We start from the raw sequence: 26,017 nt of genomic DNA, 5'->3' as shown, positions 1-26,017 counted from the left end.
TAGACACCAATTATCTACTTTTATTATCTTTTTACGTCTATTTTCTATATTTTTAGAATAAATTTCTATTATTTTGTATATTATTCTGAAATTTCTTTTCTCCTTTTATAAAATAATACAATTGAAATTGCTATAATTATAACGCTTATCAACTGTGCTACTCTAAATTTCCCTAGCATTAAACTATCAATTCGTAATCCTTCTATAAAGAACCTAGCAAATGAATATAACATTAAATACAATAGAAAAACTTCTCCTTTAACTTTCACTTTATTTTTTCTATACCATAATAAGAATAAAAATACTGCAAAATCCCATATTGACTCATATAAAAAAGTAGGATGAACTTTTTGTCCATTAACTATAATCCCCCACGGTAAGTCAGTAGGAGTCCCATAAGCTTCCTGATTAATAAAATTGCCCCACCTTCCAATAGCCTGACCTAAAATAATACTAGGAGCAACTATATCCGCTATTTCCCAAAAATTTACCCTTTTAACTTTACAATACACTAAAGCAACTATAACAGCTGCAATTATACCTCCATGAATAGCTAATCCTCCACCTCTAATATTTATTATCTTTAAAATATCACCTTTATAGTACTCCCAATTAAAAATTACATAATACATTCTTGCTCCAATAATAGCTAAAGGAATAGCAAAAATAAGCAAATCTATAAGCTTTTCTTCATCAAAACCAATTCTTCTACATTCTTTAACTGCTATTATTGTACCTAATAGCATTCCTAAAGAAATCAAAATACCATACCATCTAATAGATATTCCAAAAATCTCAAAAGCAACTGGATTCATACAATCACTCCTCAAATAAAATTGAAGCTACTAGAAATCTAGTAGCTAACATACATCTCTATTATATTTTTCTAAATATAATTAGTCAATAAAATCTTAAGGATTTACTATTGAAATTACAAAATTATCCTCTCTAAAATGTTTTTCTAATCTTTTCTGCAAATCTTCTAAACTTATATTTTCAAGTATATTCATATATTTAAATAAAGATGTATTTTTAAAATAATAAGATGTAAAAGAATTAGCAATAAATTCTATTGAATCAAAATCCATTATGTGATAACCTAAGAATTTTTTCTTAATTCTCATAAAATCTGTTTTGTTTAAGCCATTTATTTTAGTTTTTTCCAAATATTTAAGTATGATTTCTAGAACTTCTTTAGGTTTAATAGACTCTCCACCTATTATAGAATGTCCATAATCCTTATACCCAATATACTGACTTCCAAAAGTATTATTTATTAAACCATTTTCATATAATTTTTGATATAACTCAGAACTTCTTCCAAACAATAAGTCTAACAATATGTTAGTTTCAATTTCTTTTTTTAATAGCATATCGCCGTCATACCCTAAATCTATATCTTTAAATCCAATATTAAATAGTGGAGATGAAACTTGTAAACTCTCTTCTAAAATACTTTCCTTGATATTTTTAGGCTCTTTTGGATAAAATCTTTTTATATTTAAATCCCCTTTTGACTTACTATTCTTCAAAGTATTTTCCACAACTTCTAAAGCTTTTTCAAAATCAAAATCCCCTACCATAACAAGTACCATATTTTCTAAACTGTAAAACGTATTATAACATTTATATAAAAACTCCTTATTGATTTTCTTTATGCTTTCAACTGTTCCTGCAATATCAATTTTAACTGGATGATAGTGATACATACCTTTTAAACAATTAAAAAATACCTTCCAATTAGGTGAATCATCATACATCCTAATCTCTTGCTCAATAATCCCTTTCTCTTTTTCAACATTTTCATCTGTAAAATATGGATTCTGTACAAATTTCACTAAAAGCTCTAGATTTTCATAAAATCGATCTGTACAAGTAAATAAATATGACGTTTGGTTAAAATTAGTAAATGCATTTACATATGAGCCTAACTCTGAAAACTTTGCAAATATATTGCCTGTTGGTTCTTCAAATAGTTTATGTTCTAAAAAATGTGCTATACCCTCAGGTACTTCTATAACTTCAGTCTCTCCGACAGGAATAAACTTATTATCATTTGAACCATAATTAGTGGAAAACATTGCATACTTCTCTATATAACCCTTTTTAGGTATATGAAAAATGCTTAAACCACTATCTAACTTTGCAAAATTAAGTTTCTCATTTAATTTATCATGTTTAAATACTTCTGTTTTCAAAAGTATTCCTCCCTACTTTTCCCTTTTAGTTAAAAAATATATTGTATCTAAACTTAATTTCTTAGCAGATTCCACTATTTCATCTTTAGATACATTTTGTATTCTTTCGACTATTTCATCAATATTTCTATTATCATTTGCAAGTATATTACTTAAGTAATAATCAGAAAGAGAAAAATTATTATCTTTTATAGACTTTATCGAAGTTATTAAAGATTTCTTTGCCTGCTTAATTTCAATCTCTGAAAATTTACCTAATTTCATATCTTCTACTTGCTCTTTTATTATATCTAATGTTTTCTGATAATTGGCAAATTCTATTCCTGAAGATATTATAAGCAACGACTTATACTTTAGTACTCTTGAATAAATATAATAAGCTAAACTTTCTTTTTCTCTCACATTTATAAACAATTTTGAATTAGGACCACCGCCAAGTATATTGTTCATGACTAATAATGGTTCGTATAACTTATCTTCATACGGTATATTAGTTCTAAAGCCTAATGTTAACTTTCCTTGATTAACATCCATCTCTTCACGAACTAAATTCTTAGTATGAACTTCTTTTATTACACTTTCTCTCTGTATGTCAATAACTTTATCTCTTTTTATTTCAAAGTTTTCTATAAAAGTTTTAGTAACTACATCAGTATTTATGTCTCCAACAACACATATCTCTATAGGACTTGATTTCAAAACTGTTAAATAGTGCTTATATAGCGTCTGGCTGTCTATATCTTTTAAATCTTCTACATAACCATATTTATAAAGACTATACTTTTCATTCTTACACATTTCTTCAATACATCTATCTACTGAATAAATCTTCTTATCATTTATTCTACTTTCAATTTTCTTTCTTAAATTTTCTTTTTCTTGATTTACATATTCATTTAGAAAACTTCCATTTTCTAACAAAGGATTATTAATTATTTCATTTAGAATTTTAATCATTTCTTCAATTAAATTATTAACTAAAACATATTTATCATTTGGACCTTCTAATGTAAATCTAATTACTTGTCTTTCACCCTTCTTTGTAACATCTACACTCAAATTTGCACCAAATAAATCTTCTAATTTTTTCTGTATATCTGCAAAAGTATTATAATTTTTTGTACCCCTTTTTAAAACCATTGGTAATAGTGCATTTTTAGTTACTTCACTACGCAACAATGGTCTAACAATATAAATACTGATTAAATTAGATTTAAATTTATCTGTAACAATTAGATTCAAATTTACTCCTTCATCAATTTTCTTTCTTATATTTTTTAGTGCCAATATGCAACCCTCCCATACATTGTTAGTTCCAGACTTTCATATCTGCTAATCTAATCCTATTTCTTATTTCTTTAATAATATTATCATCATTACAAAAACCATCTATAACTTTAATCTTAATACCTTCTGGAAAGTCTATTTGCCTTTTTATTTTATTAGCTATAATATTGTTATCTATATTCGTAGTTGTAGGTTTTAAATATATACAAAGTACTTCACCGACTCCATACTCTAGCACTTCTTTAACCGCTTGAACATAGTCCGGTTTTAACTTATCAAACCATGCTATTTTTATTTTAGATTCATCAATCCCTAATTCTTCAACTAGATATGTTTTTACTTTTTTAGAAAACATTATCTGCTGTTTTATAGATTTAATCAAATTACTTTTATTAGACTCTCCCTGACCTATTAATACTATTCCCGTATCTTTTATTTTTTTTGCATTTACATTACTTGAAATTTTGTTTATATATGATATAACTAAATATTCACTGTTCCAGAAAGGCTCAGTCCATCTAATTTGCACATTGTAATTATATAATCTAAGTTTTTCAATTCTCTTTTTTAATCCAGCAAATTCACTCCCTTCAGAAACAATTACAGGTACTATTATTATTTTATAATACCCTTTAGTTACTAAATCAAATATTTTTTCTTCTACATATTCTGTATCTTTTAAATATGCAATATTTATATAATACTCTTCTGAAAGTCCATTTCTTAGCTTATTAACTAATTTTTGTATATTTTTGTTATAGTCACTCTTTCCAATCATATGATAATTTTTCTTAATATTATATAATTGATAGGGCATACTTATTTTGCTTAAAAAACTTTCGTTTAACCAGATATTAGTTATAGCTTTTGAAGGTATATATACAGGGCTTTCGCCTTCGACAACTAATAACACAGCTTTATCCTCTTTTCGTCGATAAGTATTCAAACTACCAATTTTCATATTATATTTCTGAGTAAATAAAAATGATATAGACAATATATAAGTTATTAAAATTATACCAATAAGTAAAAAGATATTCTTTTTAGCCCTAAAAATTTTTCTCTGTTCTAACATATTAATAAAACCAATGAATGAAAGAAGCAAAAAGATATTTTCTAAAGTATTATCATATACAAAAAATAATACACTAAAAAAAATGAACATAATAATGTAAAATAATAATTTATTTAAACTATTAATACCTGACATAACGTCACCTACTTTATTCAGAATTTATTTGCAAATTCCGTTATTTAACTGTTAATAGCATATAGTCAATTAATAACTAATTGCTATTAGCTGCAAATAATAGAAGGCTTTTTTATAAATTTATGTATATTTACGTCTTGTTTAGAACTAAGCCTTTTAAATGCAAGGCAGATCAAATTAAAGTCAACAAAATATGTTTTGCCAATTAAAATAATTTTGTGGTTAAATAATTCTTTAAAATAAAATTTAGTGCAAATTACAAACTTATAAAACGATAATAATTTACAGGTTTGCATATTTTTTGTATAATGAAATTGTAATATTTTAAAGAAGGTGATTATGTGGAACCAGCTGGGAGCAAAAAAATAATAATCTGGCTAGAAATTTTTTTGATTGTTGCAGCCTTAGTTATTATTAACAAAAATTATTTATTCCCAAACAAACATTCTAATGTATTAAGTAATTTAATATTGAAAAATTGCGCGGATAAACAATTTGATAAATTATTAATAATGAAAGAATCTGGTTATCGTATAGTTTCAGTAAGAAAAGATAATGACATAAAAAAAATAGATAAAATAATTGCTTATTTTGATAATTTTAAACTTTTAAATTGTAATGAAAGAATTTCTGATAATTACAGTGATACTTCCTATACCATTCAGCTTGAAAACAGTAAAACTTACGAAAGTTTAACCATTAGAATATTAAATAGTGAGTTTTTAACAATTTCTCTTGAAACCATTGTAAAAGAAAAGAAAAAGCCAAACCTTACAATTTATAAAACTATTCATAACTACAACAGATATAGAACATCAGATAAGAATATAGATCTAAAATACATCGATAGTATATTTAACTCTTTAGCCTATAAAATAAAATAGGATTTACAGAAATTTCATTTGAAATTATCCTTTGAAATTATCCTAAGGTTTTTAACGATTCTATCATGTAAACATGCTAGATAAAATTTCAATAAAATCGACATTATTTTAAAAAATATAAAACCCGGTCAATTGACCGGATTTCTACATACTAGGTGTTATTCTACGTATAATCTCTTTCACTTCATCTGTAAATTCACTCATACCTCTACCTCTATTTATTTCCTGAGCAATATCGTCTATTCTTTCAAATAAATCAGGGTCAGCAGTTACAGTTACATTTTTAATATTTTTATCAATTTGTTTTACCCTTGTTACTATTTGTTTTTTCAAATCTGTAACAACTTTTCCTTCCAACTCTTCTTCAATATCAACTCCTACCAATGCAGTATTTCCAGTTATTACTACTGTTGCATCATCTACACCTGGCAAGTCTACAATACTATCTGCAATTTTTTCTGCTCTTGTAGATAAAGCCTTATCTGATTTTTCTTCAACAACATCTAAATCTTTTCTTTCAATTTCATTATCTATTATATTTCTATCTTCTTGATTAGGACTTGGTAAATTTGGTTTTTCCGCTTTTCTACAACCATAGGTAAATATTGTTATAATCATAGTGAATGTAAATAATGCAATTAATAATTTATTTTTTCTTACCATTTTGCCACCTCCTAAATATAGGATTTACATATTCAAAAATTTTAAACAAAAAAAGAACAAAATCTTCAATTGTTATGCTTGTACAAATACTAAAACGGCAGAAAATTCAACCTCTAAAGAGGTAAAATTTTCTGCCGTAATCGTTATATAATAACTTTAATATGATACCCTTTCTCCATTAATCATATATATAATTCTTTCACAAATATTAGTAGTATGGTCTGCTACTCTTTCAAGATATCTACCTATTAACAATAAATTAATTGTTTGAGATATATTTTCCCCATTTTCGGTTAAAAGCTCTAACAGTTCAATATAAATATCTTTATATATGTTATCTACGATTTCATCCATTTGAGCTACTTCTTTAGCTAGCTTTAAATCTTCTTTAATATAACTATTTAAACTGCTTTTTACCATTTTCTTCACTATATCAGCCATTTTAGGAATATCTATTAGTGGTTTTATAAACTTTTCTTTACCTATTTTTATTACAACTTCAGCAATATTTACTGCATGATCGCCTATTCTTTCTAAATCCGTTATTATTTTTAAAATTGTAATTATTCTTCTCAAATCTCTTGCAATGGGCTGTTGGAGGGCTATCAAGTCTAAACATTTTTCTTCTATTTGTACTTCTAGAGCATCAATGTTATCATCATTTTCTATAACTTTTTTAGCTTTCTCAACATCTTGTTCTATTAGAGATTGGGCTGCTATATCTATTGCTTCTTCTACCATAGCTCCCATTGTTAAGAGAGAATCATGTAATTCTTTTAATTGCAGGTCAAAATGTTTTCTCATAATCCCACTCCTTAACCAAATCTACCTGTAATATAGTCTTCTGTCCTTTTATCCTCAGGCTTTGTAAATATCTTCTTAGTACTACCATATTCAATAAGCTCACCCATTAAAAAAAATGCAGTATTATCTGATATCCTACCAGCCTGTTGCATAGAATGTGTTACTATAATTATAGTATATCTCTTTTTAAGATCCTCTATTAGCTCTTCTATTCTCAAAGTAGCTACAGGATCTAATGCAGAAGTAGGTTCATCCATCAAAAGTACATCAGGTTCCATAGCTAAAGCTCTTGCAATACATAGTCTCTGTTGTTGCCCACCTGATAAAGACCAAGCCGAACTATTCAACCTATCTTTTACTTCATCCCAAAGTGCTGCAGCTTTTAAACTCTTCTCTACTATCTCATCCAACCTTGATTTATTTTTTATGCCATGTCTCTTTGGCCCGAATACTATATTCTCATAAATTGATTTAGGAAACGGGTTCGGTTTTTGAAATACCATTCCTATTTTTCTTCTTAATTCTACAACATCTACATCAGGATCATATATATCTTTTCCTTCGTATATTATTTCCCCATCATGTCTTGTACCCTCAATTAAATCGTTCATTCTGTTTATCGTTCTTAAAAAAGTAGATTTCCCACAACCTGAAGGTCCTATTAAGGCTGTTACCTTATTTTCTTCTATATCTAAATTTATATTCTTTAATGCATGGAAATTCCCATAATAGAAGTTCAAATTTTTTACTTGAATTTTTTTATTCATTATAACCCTCCTTAAATTTTACCTTGACACCCTACTTTGGTACCTGTTACGCAAATATATAGCCAATGAATTTATACCTAATAACAATACTAGTAATACTATAATAGCCGCTGCTGCTATATGATGGAAATCAACCTTTGGCTTTGAAGTCCAGCTATATATTTGCATCGGTAATGTAGTAAATGAATCAAATATCCCTTCAGGAGTATAAGCTATAAAAGTTACTGCTCCTACCATAAGTAATGGTGCAGTCTCACCTAATGCTCTTGCAATTGCTAAAATAGTACCTGTTAAAATTCCAGGCATAGCATAAGGCAGTAATACACCAGTAATCATCTGCCACTTAGTACATCCTAGAGCATAAGCTCCATGTTTAAGTTCTTTTGGTACACTTTTTATTGCTTCTTGAGCTGAAACTATAATTACAGGTAATATCAATAACGCTAATGTTAATGCACCTGATAAAATACTTCTTCCAAAACCCAAAGTGTTTACAAAAATACCTAATCCAAGTATACCGAAAACTATAGAAGGTACTCCTGCTAGATTCGATATATTTACTTGAATTAAATTAGTTAACCAGTTCTTTGGTAGATATTCTTCTAAATATAAAGCTGAACCTACCCCTATTGGAAAAGCAAATAGAGCAGTCAATGCAATAATCCACAAACTCCCAAATAATGGAGCTTTAATCCCCGATTTCTTTGGAAATCTAGAAGCGAAATTTCTAAAAAAATCTATATTTATCCATTTTAATCCATCACTTAGTATCTCTTTTAATAGAATTACTAAAACGACTAAACCAAATAAAGTTGCTAATAAAACAAGCATATGAAAAATTTTATCCTGCAACTTCCTTTTCTGAAGATTAGTCATTAATACTCCTCCCTGTATTTCTTAATGATAATTTTAGATATTACATTCATTAATAGAGTTATTATGAAAAGTAACATTCCAACAGCAAATATTGTCTTATACATCACACTACCATGAACTATATCGCCAGAAGCTACCTGAACTATAAAAGCTGTCATTGTCTGTATACTCTCTAATGGATTTAAAGTCAATTTAGGAGTTGAACCAGCAGCTAGTGTTACAATCATAGTTTCTCCAATAGCTCTCGATATAGCCAAAACAAATGAAGCAATTATACTAGATAACGCTGCAGGAATAACGACTTTAGTTGCTACTTCAAACCTAGTACATCCTAATGCATAAGCACCTTCACGTAATGAATTAGGTACTGCATTCATCGCATCTTCGCTTAATGATGAAACCATAGGAATTATCATTATACCAACTGCTATACTTGCACTTAAAGCATTAAAAATATTAGCTTCTGGAAAAATGTTTCTGATTGCTGGTGTTATAAAAGTTAATGCAAAATAACCATAAACTATCGTTGGAATACCAGCAAGTATTTCTAATACTGGTTTAAGTATTTTCCTAGTTTTTTTTGAAGCATATTCGCTTAAATAAATAGCACTTCCTAATCCTATAGGTATTGAAATAATGCTTGAGAAAAAAGCTATCATCAATGTTCCACCTACTAAAGGTAAAACACCATATTTAGGTGGACTAAATAAAGCTGTCCATTCTGTTCCAGTTAAGAATTCAACTATTGATACTTCACGAAAGAACTGAACTGTTTCATAAGATAATATCCATACTATACCAATTGTAGTTGCAATAGAAACCATAACAAAAATAAATAAAATCTTTGATATAACTGTTTCGACCATGTATACCTTTTTTAACGGATTATTTTTTTTATCGCTACTAGTAATTTTGCTCATAAATAAACCTCCAGTCTTTTGCTAAATCATATAATAATTATAATTTAAGAATTTAATACTTTAGTTTATTTTGTGTTAATCTAATGTTAAGTATTTGTTAAATAGTATACTATTGCATAAAAAACAGGCTAACAGCCAACAGTTGATAACCAATAGCTATTAGCCATCAATAATATTTTTATAAAAAACTCGAATTTATTGAGGCATCTTTACTGCCCTGACAATAATTCCTCTAATTGTTTGTCATAAACTTCTTGTTTTAATGGAACATAACCTGTTTCTGGAACAATATCTCTTGCATTTTTTAAATAGAACTTAACAAATTCTCTAACTTGTTCTTTGTTATTAAATGAATCTTGTGATACATATATGAATAACGGTCTTGAAAGTGGTGTATATTCACCGTTTTCAATTGTCTCTGTAGTAGGTTTTACACCATTTATAGGTACAACCTTTAATACATCCTTATTTTCAACATAATAAGCATATCCAAAATAACCTAGTGCATACTTATCTCCCGCTATACCTTGAACTAATACATTGTCATCCTCTGAAGCTGTAAAATCTGTTCTAATTTTGCCACTTTCCCCAATAATCTCTTCTGTAAAATAATCAAAAGTACCAGAGTCAGTTCCTGGGCCATAAAGTTTTATCTCTTTATCTGGCCATTCAGGTCTTATATCTTTCCATGTTTTCACTGTACTATTTGGTTCCCAAATTTTCTTTAATTCTTCAACTGTTAAATTATCAACCCAATCATTCTGTGGATTAACTAACACTGAAATTCCATCATATGCAACCTTAACTTGCTTATATTTAATACCATTTTCTTGTGCTATTTTCGCTTCTTTATCTTTTATAGGCCTTGAAGCATCACTTATATCCGTTTCTCCCTTTGTAAATCTTTTAAACCCTCCACCTGTTCCCGATACTCCAATTGTTATTTTAACATCTTTATGCATCTTCTGAAATTCTTCAGCCATAGCTTCAGTTATAGGGAAAACTGTACTAGAACCATCTATTTCTATCTTTCCAGATAATTTACTTGTATTAACTTTTCCCTGATCATTTGTTTTTTGTTTTTGTATTTCGCTACCACAGCCTACAAACACAAAAATAGCCATTGCTAAACTTAAAGTTAAAACTAAAAACTTTTTAGCTTTTTTACTTAACATATCTGCACTCCTCCTATTTTTTATACGTTTTTTTCTACGTCTTAATTATAGCTAAATACTTTTCTGCTTATGTTGATATGAAGTTAAATTAATGTTAAAGAATTGTTAATCGCCAAACATCACTTACTTAATTATTTCAAAACAATCATCGATTACTTCTTGTTTAGCTCTAGGAAGCCTAGCATGAAGTTCTTTTACAATTTCATCATTTATTCTCCCATTTTTTTGACCTAATACTTTAGCACAAACCATTCTACTAGCCATTGATTCTCTATTATTGTCTACAAAAGAAATAATTGAACTTATTTGCATATCTCTATCCATACTTTTTCCTCCCTTGTAGTTGATGTATTCTTAAAGTTATTGTATAATTTAGTCTGTTAAAATTAGTTATATTTTATTACTATCGATTGAAAGGAAGATATTAATGAAATTAGGAATTGTAGGTTTGCCAAATGTGGGAAAAAGTACTCTTTTTAATGCAATTACATCTGCTGGAGCAGAATCGGCTAATTATCCTTTCTGCACAATAGAACCAAATGTTGGTGTAGTTGCTGTGCCTGACGAAAGACTTGAAAAATTAGCAGAAATGATAAATCCTAAAAAAGTAACTCCAACTGCAATCGAATTTTATGATATCGCAGGTCTTGTTAAAGGTGCAAGTAAAGGCGAAGGTCTAGGAAACAAATTTCTATCTCACATAAGAGAAGTAGCGGCTATTGTTCATGTAGTAAGATGTTTCGAAGATGAAAATATTACTCATGTTGAAGGAAATATAGACCCTATACGCGATATTGAAATTATCAATTTAGAACTTATTCTTTCCGATCTTGAATTAATTAATAAAAGAATAGCTAAAACAGAAAAATTATTAAAAGGTGATAAATCCTATCAAAAAGAACTTGATATTTTAATCAGAATTCGTGAAGTTCTAGAAGAAGGAAAATCCGTAAGAGTTCTTGATTTTGATGAAGAAGAAGAGAAATTTGTTAAAGGATTAAATTTGCTATCATACAAACCTGTATTATATGCAGCTAATATTTCAGAAGATGACATCGCATCAGAAGATGAAAATGAATATGTTAAAAAAGTTAAAGAATATGCAAAAAAGGAAAATTCTGAAGTAGTAACTATCTGTGGAAAAATTGAAGCAGAAATTTCTGAACTAGATGATGAAGAGAAAAAAGAATTCTTACAAGAACTTGGATTAAAAGAATCTGGATTAGATAAACTCATTAAAGCAAGTTATAAACTTTTAGGTTTGATTTCTTTCTTAACAGCGGGAGAAAAAGAAGTTAGAGCCTGGACTATTAAAAGAGGAACTAAAGCCCCACAAGCAGCGGGAAAAATACACTCTGATATGGAAAGAGGATTTATCAGAGCAGAAGTTGTAAGCTACGATGACTTAATAAGTGCAGGTGGATATAGTCAAGCTAGAGAAAAAGGTTTGATAAGATTAGAAGGTAAAGATTATGTAATGCAAGATGGAGATGTAGTAGTATTTAGATTTAATGTGTAATAGGTATAAAATGGCAGGATCTAAAATGACGATTCTGCCATTTTTATGTTTAAATAACAGCTATAATATCTTTTCAAATTCAATTTCATGTAATATTGGTATATTATCAAAGCCATACAATGGTATTTCGGGCTTTATTCTTCTTGCCTTAACTACCGCATTTAAATGAAGTGCTTTCATGTTAAAACCTCTCTTTTGATAAAATCTTATCGCTTTAGTATTATCATTTGTTGTTATTAGCCATACTCGTCTGCAATTACTCTTTTTGGCTTTATCTATTACTAAATTAATTAATTTAGTACCTATACCCAAATTTTCCTGCTTACTATCTAAAGAAACAATTTCACATTCATCATCTATTATATTATAAGTAATAAGTCCAATAATATCATTTTCTCTCATTGCTAGATATCCTGGTAGTTTATCAATAAAATGTTTTTTATCTCTTGAAACCATAATTGGTGAACCCCAATTTTCTGCAATAAAATTACATACCTTTTTTCGTATTTTTTCGTCTATTTCTCTAAATTCAAACATTATTTTCACCTCTAGTTTTCCATATTAAAAATATAATTAAAACTAAACACTTATATCATATTTATCACTGTTCTTATAATAAATAGTATTAACCATATCATCCATACAGACAAACTAAACCTATAAGATTTAACCATTAATTCTTCATTTCCATCAACAAGTACAATTTCAAACTAAAATAACTCATCTAATAAAATATAGTATTTTAGCTTTGAAACATCAATATTGTCTAACCCGTATTCTTTTAAAAACATATCACTCCATTTTTTTGAACCTAAATTATGTTCAATACTTCTTACTACTAAAGCTAAATCTTGATATTTATCAGCTACCCCAGCTCTTCCCAAATCAATAAATCTACTTAATTTACCGTCTTTTATTATTATATTTGGTAAGCAATAGTCTCCATGAGTAAAAACTAAGTCCTCATCTTTCGGCCTTATTTTAAATACTTCCTGATAAATATATTTTGCAGTCTTTCCAAGATATGCTGGTTCAAAATCATTTTCATCAACTAATCCTTTCTCTACTCTAATTTTAGCCATTTTTAGTTTAGTATCTAGTCTCTGATCAAATGGACAATTCTCGATAGGTATAGTATGTATCATTCTTAAACTTCTTGCTAAAATACGAATTAAATTATGTGGCTCTGTTTTAAAAACTTTACTGCTGGCATCTTCACCTTCAATTTCTGAAATTAACAAATATTCAATGTCTTTATGTATTCCATAATATAATATTTTGGGAACTGGTAATTTCCCTTGCAACCATTCTATAACTCTTTTTTCTGGTAATAAAGTTAATAAAGAGTTTTGTAATACAACCTTCAAATATGCATCATTTGAAATTCCTTTTAGATAATAAATATGAGCATCAGAACGTCCAATAGTATCTTTTACCCACTTACTTCCTTTAATAATGTCTTTCAATTGTTCTGGCATATGTTTAATAATATCATAATCCATAACACCACCATCCCATCAACATTCTATTCCCTCTCTTGCCATAACACCTTTTGTATAATAATGCTTTATTTCATTCATTTCAGTAACCAAATCAGCAATATCTATTAATTCCTTTGGGGCATATCTTCCTGTTATTATAACTTCGACATGTTCTGCTCTATTTTCTAGGATTTCTAATACTCTTTCTATAGAAAGTAAATTATAGTATAGAGCAATATTCAATTCATCTAAAACAACTACATCATACTCTCCACTATTTAAAACTCTTTCGCATATTTCGAGTCCTTTTTTTGCTAATTCAATGTCTTCTTCTGTTGGATCATTATAAATAAAACAATTTTCCCCAAACTGATGTATTTCAAAATTCGGTAAATACTCCTCTGCTTTTACTTCACTATACTTCATACCTTTAACAAATTGACCAAAAAAAACTTTTTTACCTGCACATATTGCTCTTAAAGCCAACCCTAGCGCTGCAGTAGTTTTTCCCTTTCCATTTCCAGTATAAATATGTATATATCCTTTTTCCATAAACCTTTTCACCTCTTTAATATTTTATACGGATTATATTGCATATCTGGACCTTTCCATCTGAATTTATCTACTGTCGATTTTCCAATCTGAATAGCCTCAATTGGGCATTGATGGACACATCTCATACATAAGTAACATTTATCCAAAAATTCAACTCTGCCATCACTTATTTTTATGTTCTTTGCTGGACAAATTTCTTTGCATAGTCCACATTTTGTGCATTTATCATCAACCCAGAATTTACCTTTCATCTTTTTTTCAACATGATTAAAAATTAATCCCATAAAAACATCTAAAATTAATCCACTTATTTTAAGCCTTGGTATTACTGCATTTTTCTCTTGTAATTTATCTGACAAACGATTGTTTCGAACAATATCCAAAATCCTGTTTACCGAGTCTTTGATTTTTCTAGATTCAGAATAATTTTTTGATAATAATTTTTTAACAAATTTTGAATCTTTCTTCATGAAAGCCAACCCATCTGATCCTGGCATTTTAAATTCTTCACAGCCTAATGGAATAAATCCTTTTTTAATAAATCTATTAGATGCTTTTCTTGAAGAATTTCCTCCATATAATCCCATCGTAGAAAATAAAATAACACCCCGAGTCTTTGGAAGTGAGAGATTATTTATATAATTCTGCAAAAATAATGGCATATCAAAAGCATAAACAGGAAAACCGAATATAAGAATATCATATTTTTCTACATCACCTGGAGAAAAAGTTTCTACTGATTCTAATTCAACCTTAAAACCATTTATTTTAAGTTTCTCATATATTAGATTCGCAATAAAATATGTATTACCTGTAGCACTAAAATATAGTATTAATACTTTCAAACTTTACTCCCCCCAGATTATTGTTGCTTTAACCATTTATCAATAAATTTGTAGCACTTTTCTCTTTTATCTTTTCTAAAAATATGTACTCCAGCATTATACCAATCATATTCTAAACACTCTTTACATCCCATTTCTTCATATTTTTTTATTGCCTTATTAAAATACTCTTTTTTATCTGCATCAGATGATAATTCAATAAAAGGTCTAGGTGCTAATCCTTCCAATATATCTTCAATATCACCCCATTCTAATATCCCAGGAATGACTGCAATACTACCAAACCCTTGTAGTGCTCTTAAACCTTCATCTGGATAAAAATCCTTTTTTATAGAAGCTATTCCTGAAGAAGAGCATCCTACTTTAACTCTTTCATCAATATACATTAAATAGGCTGCAAGTAAACCCCCTGCTGAATGACCTATAACTCCAATCCTTTCACTATCTACCTCAGGCATTCCTGCTAAAATATCTATTGCTATCATAAGCTCAGTCAATTCTACCCCCATTTGAGTCTTACCTCGTGTTAAATAATAGTTTGCTTTATATCCTCTATATAAATCTTCAGATAAATCTATTTCTCTTTCTTTTCCATTGTAATCTATCTTGATTACTAATTTCATATGTTTAAACATGTCAACATATTTTGAATTGGCTAAGCTTCTACTTTCAAACCCAAATCTGTCAGGACAAATTACAACATATCCTCTCAAACAGAGCTCTAAACCATACGCTAATTCTTTATCTCCCCCTAATCCAGCGACTTCGCTTTTTCCAAACTCATAAGGCCTTCTTTCACCATCTTGATGTATTGCTAGTATACCAGGAAATACACCACCTTTGTTTGGAATTAAAATATATGCTTCAATATATTCACCATATACTTTATACTTAACTTTTTTTATGATATAAGTTTCATACTTTTTTTCTTCTAGTACTTCATATTCAGTATATCTTCTTTCTTTTGGAATTTTTAAAATTTTCATTAGCTCTCTTTTTCTGCTATCCATATAATCCCCCTTTAAATACTGAATTTTTGAATTTCAAATTATATTACACAGCACATTCGCTATCAAATTGCAAATATGCATAATCAATCAAATGTTCTTGACAATTCATTCTTAAAATGACTTTTTCTTTATCTTTTATAATCCACTCATGAAAACCTGTATCTCCTGTTGGGAACTTAATATCTGTATCTAACGTTAGTCTTAATATTGATTTGTGTAGCATTGAAATTGTTCCTCCATGTGCTACGATACAAACTGTTTTTTCTTCATTAGGATTATATTTTTCATCTAAAAATCTAATCCAAAACTTCTCAATTCTTATTCTAAAATCTATTATAGATTCACCACCTGGTAATGGATCGTATATTTTTCTACCCTCAGGAGGCAAAGGATATTTTTGTTGAGCTTCTTCGAAAGTTAAACCTGCTAATAATCCATTATCTATTTCCATCAACTCATCTTTGACTATTATTTTTACTCCACATTCTTTTGCTATTTTTTCAGCAGTTGAATACGCTCTCTTTAAGGGACTACAATAAATCTCATCAATTTTGTAATTATTTTTTAAATACTTGGCTAATAAACTTGCTTGTAACTCACCTTTTTCTGTTAATTGAAAATCTGCTCTTCCTTCATGACGGCCTTCTACATCTGCTTGAGATTCTCCATGTCTTGCAAGTATAATTCTCAACATTTTATCTCCTCCATAATTATTTATTCTAACTATCTTTTAAATTATTTCTTGTTTTTCTATATTTATTGCTAAAGATTTTTATTTAGCTTTTCTCTACTGATTGTAGTTTCCTAGATTATTACCTAGTTCTTTCCTTATTTCATTCTAAAAAAATAAGTTACTTTCTTTTAGAACATAGCTAAAATTTAATTTAATTTAATTTCATACACAGTAGTTTTATAAAATTTAAACTAATTGTCTTTAATCTCTAACACGTGCTTAAAATACAGCACAAATACCTATAATCACTAAAGCCGTCTGTATATTAAAATACGTAGTTAAATTATCAAATAGCTCAAAAAAATCTTGCTCATTTATTTCTTGTAAATCAATAAGTTTTTCTGCATTTTTGAAACTTTCACTAATTCAAATCCCAAAATAACATTAATAATACCAGAGTATACTAACAAAATATTAAATAAAATTGTCTAACGCTTTAACCTTTTCTTTAAAACTTCTCTTTCTTCCATCCAAATATATATTCTTATATAACCAATTGCCCCATTCTTTATATTTATTTGAATATTTATCATAAAAATATTCCATTAACTTTTCTGCTAATACTGCTCCAATGACATAATTTTGTATATACACTGGATCTATGCTTCTAAATGAGTCAAAAGCCCAAATGCACGGATCATCTATTTTAATCCCCAATTTACTATAATGCTTAATATAAAGTTCTTCTGCTTTATACGGGTTATCCCATAACTCAAATTCGAAAAGTGCACTTATAGCAAAAAGTGTATATTCTAGTACTATTATTTCATAAACTTTTTCTCGCTCTAATTCACTTAAAAGTAACTCAGAAGCTATGCACTCCATAACGACAGCCATTGCTTCATCTAAACTAGCCGGCAAAACTCTATACAATCCTTCTTGCTCATTTAAACTATACATAATTGCATGTCCAATTTCATGGAATAAAACTTTTAGATTCCTCAAAGATTTTATAGGTTTTACAACTATTCTTACATCAGTTGGTGAAAGTGCAGCTGCAAATCCTGCATACCATTCTTCTTTAATAGTTACTTTTATTGTATTCTTTAAATCTTCTAACCCTAGTATTTTAAATAATCTATCAATAAATTCAATTGGACTATATGTTGTATTAATAAACCCAATCTTTTCTAAATCTACAAACCAATTTTCCCAACTAATATTATATTTTTTTATTATTTCTTTAGCTTTAGGTAGATTTTTGTTCAAATATTGATTTAATAGCTTAATCAAGCTTTTCTTTTCTATCTCATCTGTTTCTAATACTAAGTCAGGATAAGAAGAAAAGCCTATTTCTTTTGCTATTCTATTTCTCATAATCATCAAATTTAAAACATCATCCCCCATCCTCTTAGACGAAGTGTATATAAATTTATATTATATAATACTGAATAGTAAGATTTAAATATTGGAGTTGGGAATTACAAAATACAAGCTAATGCTTTAGCTATACCAATTAGATATAAAATAGATAACCTCGCTAAACTTTGTAACTAACTCATTATACTTTAGTCTCAATCTTACTCTACTTTTTCTTATACCTATCCTTCTCGCCGAAAAAAGTAATATCAGCATATCCAGCGTATATTTTCCCTGAATGCTTTACTCCACTAGGAATATAATATCTATCTCCTTTTACATACGTTTTTCTTTCTCCATTTATATCTAATTCAATTTTACCTTCTAAAACTATTCCCCACTGGCTTCCATGTGAATGCTCTGGTAATTCAACATCTTCACTAAACTTCATAAATAATATCTGATAACTGTCTCCTTGAAATAAATATGCTTTAACACCTTTTATAGGAATATCTGCTTCTGGTAAATTCAAAATTTCCTTTGGAAATACATCAAACATTACTCTTCCTCCTTCTTATTTATCATCTGTAAAATTTCAAATTCATTTAATTCCCAACCCCATTAATTTAACCCTTATTATTCAGTATTACGTAATACAAACTTATATACGATAATGATTCTGTTTAATAATATAAGTAGCATTTATACAAAAATTCAACTCTGCTATCAATTATTTTTATATTCTTTGCTGGGCAAATTTCTTTACATACTCCACATTTTATGCATTTATCATCAACCTAAAATTTACCTTTCATCTTTTTTTCGATATAATTAAAAATTAATCCCACAAAAATATCTAAAATTAATCTACTTATTTTAAGCCTTGGTATTACTACATTTTTTCTTGTAATTTATCTAATAAATTATTGTTTCTAACAACACCAAAAATCTTGTTTACTGATTCTTTAATTTTTCTAGATTATTGTCTAGTTCTCTCCCAATTTCATCCTTTACAAGTAAAATTGCCTCTTTAGCATCATCATTCAAAATATCAACAAGCATATCTGTTATAAGATCAAATAGTTTTAATCCTGATATTACTCGTTCCCGAACTCCTAATGTATTATCAATCCCAAAAGCTTCTTTACTTAAAATAGCAAATTCAGATTCTTCTCCAAAATAGTCGATAACTTGTTTAAAAAAAGAATTGTCACTTGTTAATAATATACCTTTTTGAACTCGAACAACTTTAAATAGTCCATAAGTTAACCCGTACAAACCATTCAAAATCCTGCCTATATCGTTAGACAGTAAACCTTGAAGTGCTTTATGCACTTCTTCAACCCATGAAACAAGTTCTCTACTGGCATAATTATTTGCCTTTTCCTGAAGTGAACTGTCCCACTTAAATTCTTCTGCTCTTTTCTTCAATGAACTAAGATATCCATTTGGGTCCCATATTACCTTTGACTGTCTTAGTCCAGAAATGCATTCTGTTGCTTTTTCAGGATCACAAAACCATTTATCTGTTTCTTCTCTAGTAACATAACTTATTACAAGATATTTACTATCAACTATCTCTATATCAGGTAATCTACCTTCATTTCCTTCTTTTAAAAAACATACTATATCAATGTCACTATATTTACGAGCTTCTCCTCGTGCATAACTACCCATTAATGCAATTGCTTCCAATTCTTCTCTATCTATCTTTTTTATCCTCTCAGTTATTGATTCAGTAAACATTTATTTCATCCTTTCTAAAAACAATACAGTACTATATGTTTTTCTCTCAATCAATTATTTAATCTTACACATAATTCTCACTGACTTTGTTTTGACCTTAGTTTTATCTACATACATACACATTTCTATATTCTGCATCTGGTTCGTCTAACATTTTAAATTCCATATTTGTAATACTAACTTCAGTAAAACCAGCTTTATTTAATGCATCAATTATATCTTTAGAATAAAAAGCAGCTTCGGTAAATGTCTCTTCAAACCCATCATATAAACCCCTATCTTCCTTTGTAAATACGGTAAATGTTGCACTTGCTTGTCCTTTATCTTCATAAAATATCGCCTTTTGTATAATATAGTTGCCATTACTATCTTTCTGCATATGAAATCCGTTCCATCTTTCTCTTAAAGCCTTCAATGTATTACAGTCAAATATGAAAATACCTCCATAATTAAGATGTTTTTTAACATTTGAAAATGTCATTAACCACTCGTCTAATGTAAGCAAATGGTTTATTGCATCATATGTACAAGTAATTAGGTCATACTTTTTATTCATTTCAAAACTTCTCATATCCTCTTGGATAAAATTAATATCCTTATTTTTATCTTTTGCATTTTCAATAGCTTTTCTAACCATATGTATTGATATATCTAATCCTTCTGATTTAATACCGGCTTCCATTGCATTAATGCACAATATTCCTGTACCACACGCAATATCTAAATGAGTTTTAGGATTAAAATTTATTTCCTTAAAATAGCTCAACATATATTTCCATAATCTTTCTGAATAATTCTTCCATCCCAATCTATCATAAAACTTTGCTATCTTGTCGTACATCCTCACTACCCCCTAAAACTTAATTTTGCTGACATAAATGTTGTTTTTCTACAAAAATACTTCCAATAATACTTCTATTAAGAATATTAAATCTAAAAGTTTATGTGACTGACAAAATATAAGCTAATGCTTTAGCTGTACCAATTGGATATAAAATAGTATCATCATTTATAGATTCAACACCTAGTACAATAATTGCTCCTTCTTCTTTTAATTCACGTAATGTTGGTTTCCTCTCCAAACCCAATATAACCTGTTTTTCCGTTAATGCAATTAGTCCTTGAACTTCATCACGTTTTAATTTAGTTGGTTCATTTTTTAATTTTGCATTGTATATTAAAATATAATAAATTTGCCCTTCTCTTGGAGTTCCTTTTGGGTGTATCATTTTAAATATTGCTAATGGTCGTGGATAATCTTTAACATTTAGCTTATGTAGTATTCTACTTTCCGAAATATAATAAGTAATATCTGAAGATATTATCTCTATATCTACTCCAATTTCTTCTTTTGCTTCTCTATAAGCGCATTCTAGAAAACTTTCCCCTTCTTCTAAATGTCCTCCAATCCCTGCATAAAAAATCTCTCCTGAAAAACAAACATGTCTGCTTCCAGCTAAAAAAAATAAATATCTATCTTTGTATTTTATTGCTAAACCAACGCCTATCTCTACATCCTCTGGTAATATATCTTTAATTCTTTCATTAGACTCCCTCCTTTTTTATCCAATCAAACATTAGTTATCTAAATAGCGTTATTCAATATACCCTTTATTTCAATATCCTTAAATTCCCTTTACAATCTTATTTAAAATTTCTATATAAGCCCTATTAATCTCTTCTTCATTTATGTTTACAATACGTCTGTCTTTCATAATAAAATCTCCATCAACCATTACATGTTCAATTAAGTTTTCACTACCTGCCATAATTAAATTATGAATCACTGTTGAAAAGCCGTTTCTATTTAAAAATGGAAATAACTTTATATTATTTTTATTAATAAACACTAAATCCGCATTATAGCCTTCTTCTATTATTCCAATTCTTTTTTCTTCTCCAAAAGCTTTGGCTCCATTTATTGTTGCCATCTTAAATATATCTTCTGCTGTAAAGCTTTCTATTTCAGTATCTAGTTTTAATAAATAATAAGCAACCCTCATTACTTCCCAAATATCAGTATGTCCCCAATCTGTTCCTATACACACATTAACTCCCTTACTTAAACAATATTTAATATTTGCAATTCCTGCTCCTGTTTCTAAATTTGAAATAGGACAGTGGACTATAGAAGAACCTTTCTCGGCAAGCAAGTCTATATCCTCTTTTTGCATACAAACAGCATGAAATAAAACTGTATTATTATCTAAAAGATTATATTCATCAAACAGCTTTATGGTTGATTTATTAAATTTACTAAAAACAATATTTTTCCTCCATTCATTTTCTAAACAATGCGTCATAAAAATATTGTCATATTTTTCTTTCAGCTGCTTGCAAACTAATAATCCTTCTTCTGTAATATCTTCTTCCTCAAGTAAATGCCCAGCATATTTAACATTACCGTCTACTTTATCATAATATGTAAAAATCTCATCATAAGTATCAACTACACCTCTAATTCCTAAATCATTTATTGTATCAGATAATATTTTAGGCGAACAATCTATAGTCCCTGATTCACAAACAAATGTAACACCATTTTTTATAAGATCAATATATCCTTTTAAAAATAATAGTTTAATTTCTTCTTCTCTTAATTCAGTTTCAATATAATCAAATAAATCACTCTGCAATTTGCCTTGTATACTGTTATCAAACCAGTTTTCTATTCTCATATCTTTGAACAAACCATTTCCAATAGTTGAACTATTATGGAAATGACCATTTACCAATCCAGGTATAATTAAGTAATTACTACAATCCATTATTCCTGAGAAAGAACCTTTCACCAATTCATAACCAATTTTATATATCTTATTTTCTTTAATATATATATCAGCTGTAATCACTTCCATATTCTTATTTATAAAAGTAGCATTCTTTAGTAACATGTTTTTCCTCCATTCATTAAGCAATAGATAAAATCAATAACAACTATCCCCTTTTACTTTTAAACCTAATTTCAAAAAACGGTAATCAATCAGGTATCTTCTTAATCTTTGCTATATATTCCTCTGCAAAATCTTCAATATTTACTATTAATTGAACATTTCAATCAACATTTATTTTTTATCCTCATTATAATATATTGTTTTAGAAATATCTGTACAGCTGAAATAGTTTCATTTATCTTAAAGTATTTATCATCTTCTATATGCTATAAAATCATTAGTGCTCTCTATATCATTTTTTACCCTAATGTATCTTATATAACATGGAAACTTTCTGAAAGCACATTCACTATTTATACCATTTGATAAGAAAACAATATGATTCTCATTCTCTACTTTGTTCTAATTTCACAAACTCAATCCCAGTCGGCATAATATCTCTATCACCAGTTTTTAAATTATATAGTACAAATTTATTTGAATAAGTTTCTCTTTAGGATTCAATTCTTTTTAATCAACTTGTATATCCCATAGGACAAAGTTATTACTCCTAAAGATGCAAATAACTCCAATAATATAAACGTAACTTTTCTATATAAAAACTTTTTCAATAGCCCTGTATATATTTATCATGTATTTAAATCATTTTATCATCTCCTTATTTTACTTTTAAAAATAATTCTCTATTGTTTCTGTTATTCCTTTTAAATTAATCTTAATCTGAAGATATGTTAATTTATTACATAGAAAAATAATATTCAGAAGTAAAGATAGTGACACAATTGAAAAAGTGTTTATAATCACTAAAGAACTTAATGAGTTGCAAATTTACATAGTTGCATAAGCAATGTAATCATCTACCTTTCCAATTACTTTGCAATATTTTAAGAAATTTTTGTCGTTAATTTTCCATGTATGGTTATTTTTAGATGCATGCCTAATATAAACATGATTAGATTTACTAGTAGAATATATCTTTATTCCTTTTCTATAGCAATCCCTACAGAAAATAACATCTTCTCCAACCGAAACATTTGCAAATCTTACTTTATTGAATATTTTCTTTTTAAAAATCATTGTAGAGCCATTTACAAATCTTACATAACGATTTTCTGATTGAGGGTCTCTAATAGCTAATGTTTTAATGCTTTCCAAATAAACATAGGTACTACCTTTGCCAATTAAGTCAGCATCAGTATATTCAAACGCTCTTATTGAATCTGTAATATATCTAGGGGCATAATAGTCGTCATCATCAAATTTTGCAATAATCTCATATTTAGCTTGTTTTACGCCAAAGTTTAAACATTGTCCCAAAGTTATCTTTTCATCAATATGGAAAACTCTAACATTATTGCTTTGTTCAGCTCTCTTTCTCCAAATATTAACATCTATATTGTTTTTGTTTAATATAATGATTAATTCTTTCTTTTCGTAGTCTTGTCTTTCATAATTTTCAAATATATTATCTAAATATTGAGTTTTATTTGTACAAGTAATAATAGTTACTCCAGATGAAATAACACTTTCTGATTTAACAGATAAATTATTTTTCTTTTCTTTAAAAGCTTTTTTCATTGCTATTTTCTTAATGGATTTGTTTACAGGTTTATTAAGTGGTTTTAGTTTATCATTAAAGATAATTAATTTGTTTTTATATTTAACACTTTCTTTATTAATAACTATTTTTATATCATTATTAGGCATACAATAACCCCTTTCTCAATAGAATTTAATCAAAAGAAACTGATTTTGCATTTAAATTAACTATTAACAATATCTTTTTTGTAAAAACTTTTGTTAAAAGTGGAAAATTTCATACAAATTCAAACAAACCCATTCATCTAGCAAATTTTGAATGGGTTTGTTTGTTAATAAAGATGCAAAAAATCTATCTGATTTGTTTAATCTAAAATACGATTAAATTGTATATTATGCTTCTCTAATAGATGTTATTACAGTTGCAGTTGTAGGAGCACCTGCTGCATCTGTGAGTTTTAGACGTACTTGCTCCACTGCTATATCTGTAGTTAATATAGTTGTAGCACCTGTAGCGATTGCTGCAGCAGTAGTTGTTGTATCAAACCAAGTAAGTCCTCCATCGTTACTATACTGAATTGTAGCAAGAGTAATTGGATTAACTGCACCTGTGTTAGTGATAATGAAACTAGCAGTTCTGTTTACACCTAGTTTCTTAGGGGTAGTAAACTGATCTACTAGAGTACCAGGAAGAGTAATAGTTTCTGTAGTTTGATCTAGTATTCCATCATTATAAACAATTTCTAATTTAGCCCAAAAATCACTATCAGTATATTGATTACTTCTAAAGCCTACAAGATTATTTGCAGTTTCAACACCTCTAATTAATAAACCATTGTTTGCTTTAGCTCCGCTATGCCAATCTTGAACTAAACTTGTTATATCAAATGTTACCCAACCTGTATACCCAGATGTGATTGTAGTAGCATCAACTGCAACTACTGCAGCATCATATGCTGGCTTTGTATTCCAAGTAACTGTTTGTTCATCAAAGTCTTCTATTAATCTATATATGCTCACTTGAGTAGGACTAGAAGTTAGATTAGTTGTATAAACATATAGTTTAAGTTTTGCAGAACTGATAGTAGAAGTAGGTTCTAGTTGATTTAAGTCGAATTTTATTAAGGATCTATAATCATCACCAGCAGATGCAAATTGGCCTACAAATAAAGCGACACTGTTAGCGAAATTAGTGTCAGGATAGTATTCAGCAATATACACATCACTAGAAGGATAGAGAATTTTTGTTGCCACTTTAATCATCTCCTTAGATATTATTTTCTTTTCAGTATATAATATTGCTAAGTCCAAAATTGGTTACAGCATGTTTAAAATTTTTAATTATTTTTTAATCTTTATCAGATGAATTTATAAATGGAATCAAACTGTTACATAACTTTTATAGTCATTTGTCCGTGCTATGAATTTACAGTTTTTCAACAAAACTTTTTCTTCTACTTTCCACGTATGATGTAGCTTCGCAAAATATTTTGCAAAATTTCGCACGTTATTTCGCAAAATATTTTGCTTTTTTTTTATGGTTCGTTTTTAATATCATTACCTCTCACTAATACAAAATTATCAAACAATTTCTTCCTCAAGTTATAACTAT

27 protein-coding genes and 1 pseudogene are annotated in these 26,017 nt (G+C 28.2%); 2 read left to right on the top strand and 26 right to left on the bottom strand.

Annotation, left to right across the window (positions count from 1 at the left end; all coding sequences use genetic code 11):
- Positions 1-80: 80 nt before the first annotated feature.
- From lgt to AB4Y15_RS03480, 4 genes are all read right to left on the bottom strand, one after another.
- Positions 81-815: a prolipoprotein diacylglyceryl transferase gene (gene lgt, locus AB4Y15_RS03495; RefSeq protein WP_427338485.1), complete on the bottom strand. Its 735-nt coding sequence runs from the start codon at positions 813-815 to the stop codon at positions 81-83.
- A gap of 96 nt (positions 816-911) precedes the next feature.
- The gene (gene yfmH / locus AB4Y15_RS03490) at positions 912-2,198 is read right to left on the bottom strand and encodes an EF-P 5-aminopentanol modification-associated protein YfmH (protein WP_427338484.1); all 1,287 of its coding nucleotides are present in this window, start codon (positions 2,196-2,198) and stop codon (positions 912-914) included.
- 12 nt (positions 2,199-2,210) lie between these two features.
- Positions 2,211-3,485, bottom strand: a complete 1,275-nt coding sequence (yfmF, locus tag AB4Y15_RS03485; RefSeq protein WP_427338483.1) for an EF-P 5-aminopentanol modification-associated protein YfmF — start codon at positions 3,483-3,485, stop codon at positions 2,211-2,213.
- 22 nt (positions 3,486-3,507) lie between these two features.
- The gene (locus AB4Y15_RS03480; protein WP_427338481.1) at positions 3,508-4,695 is read right to left on the bottom strand and encodes a hypothetical protein; all 1,188 of its coding nucleotides are present in this window, start codon (positions 4,693-4,695) and stop codon (positions 3,508-3,510) included.
- Positions 4,696-5,036: 341 nt separating this feature from the next.
- On the opposite strand from AB4Y15_RS03480, the gene AB4Y15_RS03475 reads away from it, so the two are divergent.
- Positions 5,037-5,579 carry a hypothetical protein gene (locus tag AB4Y15_RS03475; protein WP_427338480.1) on the top strand — a complete coding sequence of 181 codons (543 nt, stop codon included), beginning with the start codon at positions 5,037-5,039 and terminating at the stop codon, positions 5,577-5,579.
- A gap of 144 nt (positions 5,580-5,723) precedes the next feature.
- Here the strand turns inward: AB4Y15_RS03475 and AB4Y15_RS03470 are convergent, their stop codons facing one another.
- From AB4Y15_RS03470 to AB4Y15_RS03440, 7 genes are all read right to left on the bottom strand, one after another.
- Positions 5,724-6,242 (bottom strand): YhcN/YlaJ family sporulation lipoprotein, encoded by a 519-nt coding sequence (locus AB4Y15_RS03470; protein WP_427338479.1) that lies wholly within the window; start codon positions 6,240-6,242, stop codon positions 5,724-5,726.
- Between the two features lie 156 nt (positions 6,243-6,398).
- Positions 6,399-7,046 carry a phosphate signaling complex protein PhoU gene (phoU, locus tag AB4Y15_RS03465; RefSeq protein ID WP_427338478.1) on the bottom strand — a complete coding sequence of 216 codons (648 nt, stop codon included), beginning with the start codon at positions 7,044-7,046 and terminating at the stop codon, positions 6,399-6,401.
- 11 nt (positions 7,047-7,057) lie between these two features.
- Positions 7,058-7,813, bottom strand: coding sequence for a phosphate ABC transporter ATP-binding protein PstB (gene pstB, locus AB4Y15_RS03460; protein ID WP_427338477.1), 756 nt, complete (start codon positions 7,811-7,813; stop codon positions 7,058-7,060).
- Positions 7,814-7,831: 18 nt separating this feature from the next.
- On the bottom strand, positions 7,832-8,689 hold the full coding sequence (pstA, locus tag AB4Y15_RS03455; RefSeq protein ID WP_427338476.1) for a phosphate ABC transporter permease PstA: 858 nt from the start codon (positions 8,687-8,689) through the stop codon (positions 7,832-7,834).
- Positions 8,689-9,609: a phosphate ABC transporter permease subunit PstC gene (pstC, locus tag AB4Y15_RS03450; protein WP_427338475.1), complete on the bottom strand. Its 921-nt coding sequence runs from the start codon at positions 9,607-9,609 to the stop codon at positions 8,689-8,691. Before pstC ends, pstA begins: the two co-directional genes overlap by 1 nt.
- Before the next feature lie 209 nt (positions 9,610-9,818).
- Positions 9,819-10,784, bottom strand: coding sequence for a PstS family phosphate ABC transporter substrate-binding protein (locus AB4Y15_RS03445; protein ID WP_427338474.1), 966 nt, complete (start codon positions 10,782-10,784; stop codon positions 9,819-9,821).
- 123 nt (positions 10,785-10,907) lie between these two features.
- Positions 10,908-11,108 carry a hypothetical protein gene (locus AB4Y15_RS03440; RefSeq protein WP_427338473.1) on the bottom strand — a complete coding sequence of 67 codons (201 nt, stop codon included), beginning with the start codon at positions 11,106-11,108 and terminating at the stop codon, positions 10,908-10,910.
- Positions 11,109-11,211: 103 nt separating this feature from the next.
- On the opposite strand from AB4Y15_RS03440, the gene ychF reads away from it, so the two are divergent.
- Complete coding sequence (gene ychF / locus AB4Y15_RS03435) at positions 11,212-12,303, top strand: redox-regulated ATPase YchF (RefSeq protein WP_427338472.1); 1,092 nt, start codon at positions 11,212-11,214, stop codon at positions 12,301-12,303.
- Between the two features lie 60 nt (positions 12,304-12,363).
- Here the strand turns inward: ychF and AB4Y15_RS03430 are convergent, their stop codons facing one another.
- From AB4Y15_RS03430 to AB4Y15_RS03360, 15 genes and pseudogenes are all read right to left on the bottom strand, one after another.
- Positions 12,364-12,840: a GNAT family N-acetyltransferase gene (locus AB4Y15_RS03430; RefSeq protein WP_427338471.1), complete on the bottom strand. Its 477-nt coding sequence runs from the start codon at positions 12,838-12,840 to the stop codon at positions 12,364-12,366.
- A 173-nt stretch (positions 12,841-13,013) separates the two neighbouring features.
- Positions 13,014-13,805 carry an APH(3') family aminoglycoside O-phosphotransferase gene (locus AB4Y15_RS03425; protein ID WP_427338470.1) on the bottom strand — a complete coding sequence of 264 codons (792 nt, stop codon included), beginning with the start codon at positions 13,803-13,805 and terminating at the stop codon, positions 13,014-13,016.
- 15 nt (positions 13,806-13,820) lie between these two features.
- Positions 13,821-14,336 (bottom strand): cob(I)yrinic acid a,c-diamide adenosyltransferase, encoded by a 516-nt coding sequence (gene cobO / locus AB4Y15_RS03420; protein ID WP_427338469.1) that lies wholly within the window; start codon positions 14,334-14,336, stop codon positions 13,821-13,823.
- Between the two features lie 8 nt (positions 14,337-14,344).
- Entirely contained in the window at positions 14,345-15,184 is an 840-nt protein-coding gene (locus AB4Y15_RS03415; protein ID WP_427338468.1) for an EFR1 family ferrodoxin, read from the bottom strand.
- 17 nt (positions 15,185-15,201) lie between these two features.
- Positions 15,202-16,194 carry an alpha/beta hydrolase family protein gene (locus AB4Y15_RS03410; RefSeq protein ID WP_427338466.1) on the bottom strand — a complete coding sequence of 331 codons (993 nt, stop codon included), beginning with the start codon at positions 16,192-16,194 and terminating at the stop codon, positions 15,202-15,204.
- Positions 16,195-16,237: 43 nt separating this feature from the next.
- On the bottom strand, positions 16,238-16,888 hold the full coding sequence (locus tag AB4Y15_RS03405) for a histidine phosphatase family protein (RefSeq protein WP_427338465.1): 651 nt from the start codon (positions 16,886-16,888) through the stop codon (positions 16,238-16,240).
- A gap of 453 nt (positions 16,889-17,341) precedes the next feature.
- Positions 17,342-18,244 carry a gluzincin family metallopeptidase gene (locus tag AB4Y15_RS03400; protein ID WP_427338463.1) on the bottom strand — a complete coding sequence of 301 codons (903 nt, stop codon included), beginning with the start codon at positions 18,242-18,244 and terminating at the stop codon, positions 17,342-17,344.
- A 208-nt stretch (positions 18,245-18,452) separates the two neighbouring features.
- Positions 18,453-18,785 carry a cupin domain-containing protein gene (locus AB4Y15_RS03395; protein ID WP_427338462.1) on the bottom strand — a complete coding sequence of 111 codons (333 nt, stop codon included), beginning with the start codon at positions 18,783-18,785 and terminating at the stop codon, positions 18,453-18,455.
- A 124-nt stretch (positions 18,786-18,909) separates the two neighbouring features.
- Positions 18,910-19,017 (bottom strand): annotated as a pseudogene (locus AB4Y15_RS03390) (4Fe-4S binding protein); the annotation flags it as partial.
- A gap of 163 nt (positions 19,018-19,180) precedes the next feature.
- Positions 19,181-19,972 (bottom strand): nucleotidyltransferase domain-containing protein, encoded by a 792-nt coding sequence (locus AB4Y15_RS03385; protein ID WP_427338461.1) that lies wholly within the window; start codon positions 19,970-19,972, stop codon positions 19,181-19,183.
- A 103-nt stretch (positions 19,973-20,075) separates the two neighbouring features.
- Complete coding sequence (locus AB4Y15_RS03380) at positions 20,076-20,813, bottom strand: class I SAM-dependent DNA methyltransferase (RefSeq protein ID WP_427338460.1); 738 nt, start codon at positions 20,811-20,813, stop codon at positions 20,076-20,078.
- A gap of 100 nt (positions 20,814-20,913) precedes the next feature.
- On the bottom strand, positions 20,914-21,381 hold the full coding sequence (locus AB4Y15_RS03375; RefSeq protein ID WP_427338758.1) for an NUDIX domain-containing protein: 468 nt from the start codon (positions 21,379-21,381) through the stop codon (positions 20,914-20,916).
- A 216-nt stretch (positions 21,382-21,597) separates the two neighbouring features.
- On the bottom strand, positions 21,598-22,866 hold the full coding sequence (locus AB4Y15_RS03370; protein WP_427338459.1) for an amidohydrolase family protein: 1,269 nt from the start codon (positions 22,864-22,866) through the stop codon (positions 21,598-21,600).
- An 828-nt stretch (positions 22,867-23,694) separates the two neighbouring features.
- On the bottom strand, positions 23,695-24,573 hold the full coding sequence (locus AB4Y15_RS03365; RefSeq protein WP_427338458.1) for a glycosyltransferase family 2 protein: 879 nt from the start codon (positions 24,571-24,573) through the stop codon (positions 23,695-23,697).
- Positions 24,574-24,798: 225 nt separating this feature from the next.
- The gene (locus AB4Y15_RS03360; protein WP_427338457.1) at positions 24,799-25,659 is read right to left on the bottom strand and encodes a DNRLRE domain-containing protein; all 861 of its coding nucleotides are present in this window, start codon (positions 25,657-25,659) and stop codon (positions 24,799-24,801) included.
- Positions 25,660-26,017 lie beyond the last annotated feature (358 nt).

Origin of the sequence: Caloranaerobacter longqiensis, assembly GCF_050286925.1 — a bacterium.
Lineage (GTDB): Bacteria > Bacillota > Clostridia > Tissierellales > Thermohalobacteraceae > Caloranaerobacter.
Note: the sequence above shows the minus strand (reverse complement) of the source record. Positions and strands in the feature narration are given on the sequence as shown.

Bases quoted from the DNA above. Each gene is read 5' to 3' on its own strand.
- AB4Y15_RS03405 (WP_427338465.1), bottom strand. From the start codon at position 16,888: ATGTTGAGAATTATACTTGCAAGACATGGAGAATCTCAAGCAGATGTA.
- pstA (WP_427338476.1), bottom strand. From the start codon at position 8,689: ATGACTAATCTTCAGAAAAGGAAGTTGCAGGATAAAATTTTTCATATG.
- AB4Y15_RS03370 (WP_427338459.1), bottom strand. From the start codon at position 22,866: ATGTTACTAAAGAATGCTACTTTTATAAATAAGAATATGGAAGTGATT.
- AB4Y15_RS03410 (WP_427338466.1), bottom strand. From the start codon at position 16,194: ATGGATAGCAGAAAAAGAGAGCTAATGAAAATTTTAAAAATTCCAAAA.
- ychF (WP_427338472.1), top strand. From the start codon at position 11,212: ATGAAATTAGGAATTGTAGGTTTGCCAAATGTGGGAAAAAGTACTCTT.
- cobO (WP_427338469.1), bottom strand. From the start codon at position 14,336: ATGGAAAAAGGATATATACATATTTATACTGGAAATGGAAAGGGAAAA.
- AB4Y15_RS03385 (WP_427338461.1), bottom strand. From the start codon at position 19,972: ATGTTTACTGAATCAATAACTGAGAGGATAAAAAAGATAGATAGAGAA.
- pstB (WP_427338477.1), bottom strand. From the start codon at position 7,813: ATGAATAAAAAAATTCAAGTAAAAAATTTGAACTTCTATTATGGGAAT.
- AB4Y15_RS03400 (WP_427338463.1), bottom strand. From the start codon at position 18,244: ATGAGAAATAGAATAGCAAAAGAAATAGGCTTTTCTTCTTATCCTGAC.
- AB4Y15_RS03445 (WP_427338474.1), bottom strand. From the start codon at position 10,784: ATGTTAAGTAAAAAAGCTAAAAAGTTTTTAGTTTTAACTTTAAGTTTA.
- AB4Y15_RS03480 (WP_427338481.1), bottom strand. From the start codon at position 4,695: ATGTCAGGTATTAATAGTTTAAATAAATTATTATTTTACATTATTATG.
- pstC (WP_427338475.1), bottom strand. From the start codon at position 9,609: ATGAGCAAAATTACTAGTAGCGATAAAAAAAATAATCCGTTAAAAAAG.
- AB4Y15_RS03470 (WP_427338479.1), bottom strand. From the start codon at position 6,242: ATGGTAAGAAAAAATAAATTATTAATTGCATTATTTACATTCACTATG.
- AB4Y15_RS03395 (WP_427338462.1), bottom strand. From the start codon at position 18,785: ATGTTTGATGTATTTCCAAAGGAAATTTTGAATTTACCAGAAGCAGAT.
- AB4Y15_RS03365 (WP_427338458.1), bottom strand. From the start codon at position 24,573: ATGCCTAATAATGATATAAAAATAGTTATTAATAAAGAAAGTGTTAAA.
- lgt (WP_427338485.1), bottom strand. From the start codon at position 815: ATGAATCCAGTTGCTTTTGAGATTTTTGGAATATCTATTAGATGGTAT.
- AB4Y15_RS03430 (WP_427338471.1), bottom strand. From the start codon at position 12,840: ATGTTTGAATTTAGAGAAATAGACGAAAAAATACGAAAAAAGGTATGT.
- phoU (WP_427338478.1), bottom strand. From the start codon at position 7,046: ATGAGAAAACATTTTGACCTGCAATTAAAAGAATTACATGATTCTCTC.
- AB4Y15_RS03380 (WP_427338460.1), bottom strand. From the start codon at position 20,813: ATGTACGACAAGATAGCAAAGTTTTATGATAGATTGGGATGGAAGAAT.
- AB4Y15_RS03440 (WP_427338473.1), bottom strand. From the start codon at position 11,108: ATGGATAGAGATATGCAAATAAGTTCAATTATTTCTTTTGTAGACAAT.
- AB4Y15_RS03425 (WP_427338470.1), bottom strand. From the start codon at position 13,805: ATGGATTATGATATTATTAAACATATGCCAGAACAATTGAAAGACATT.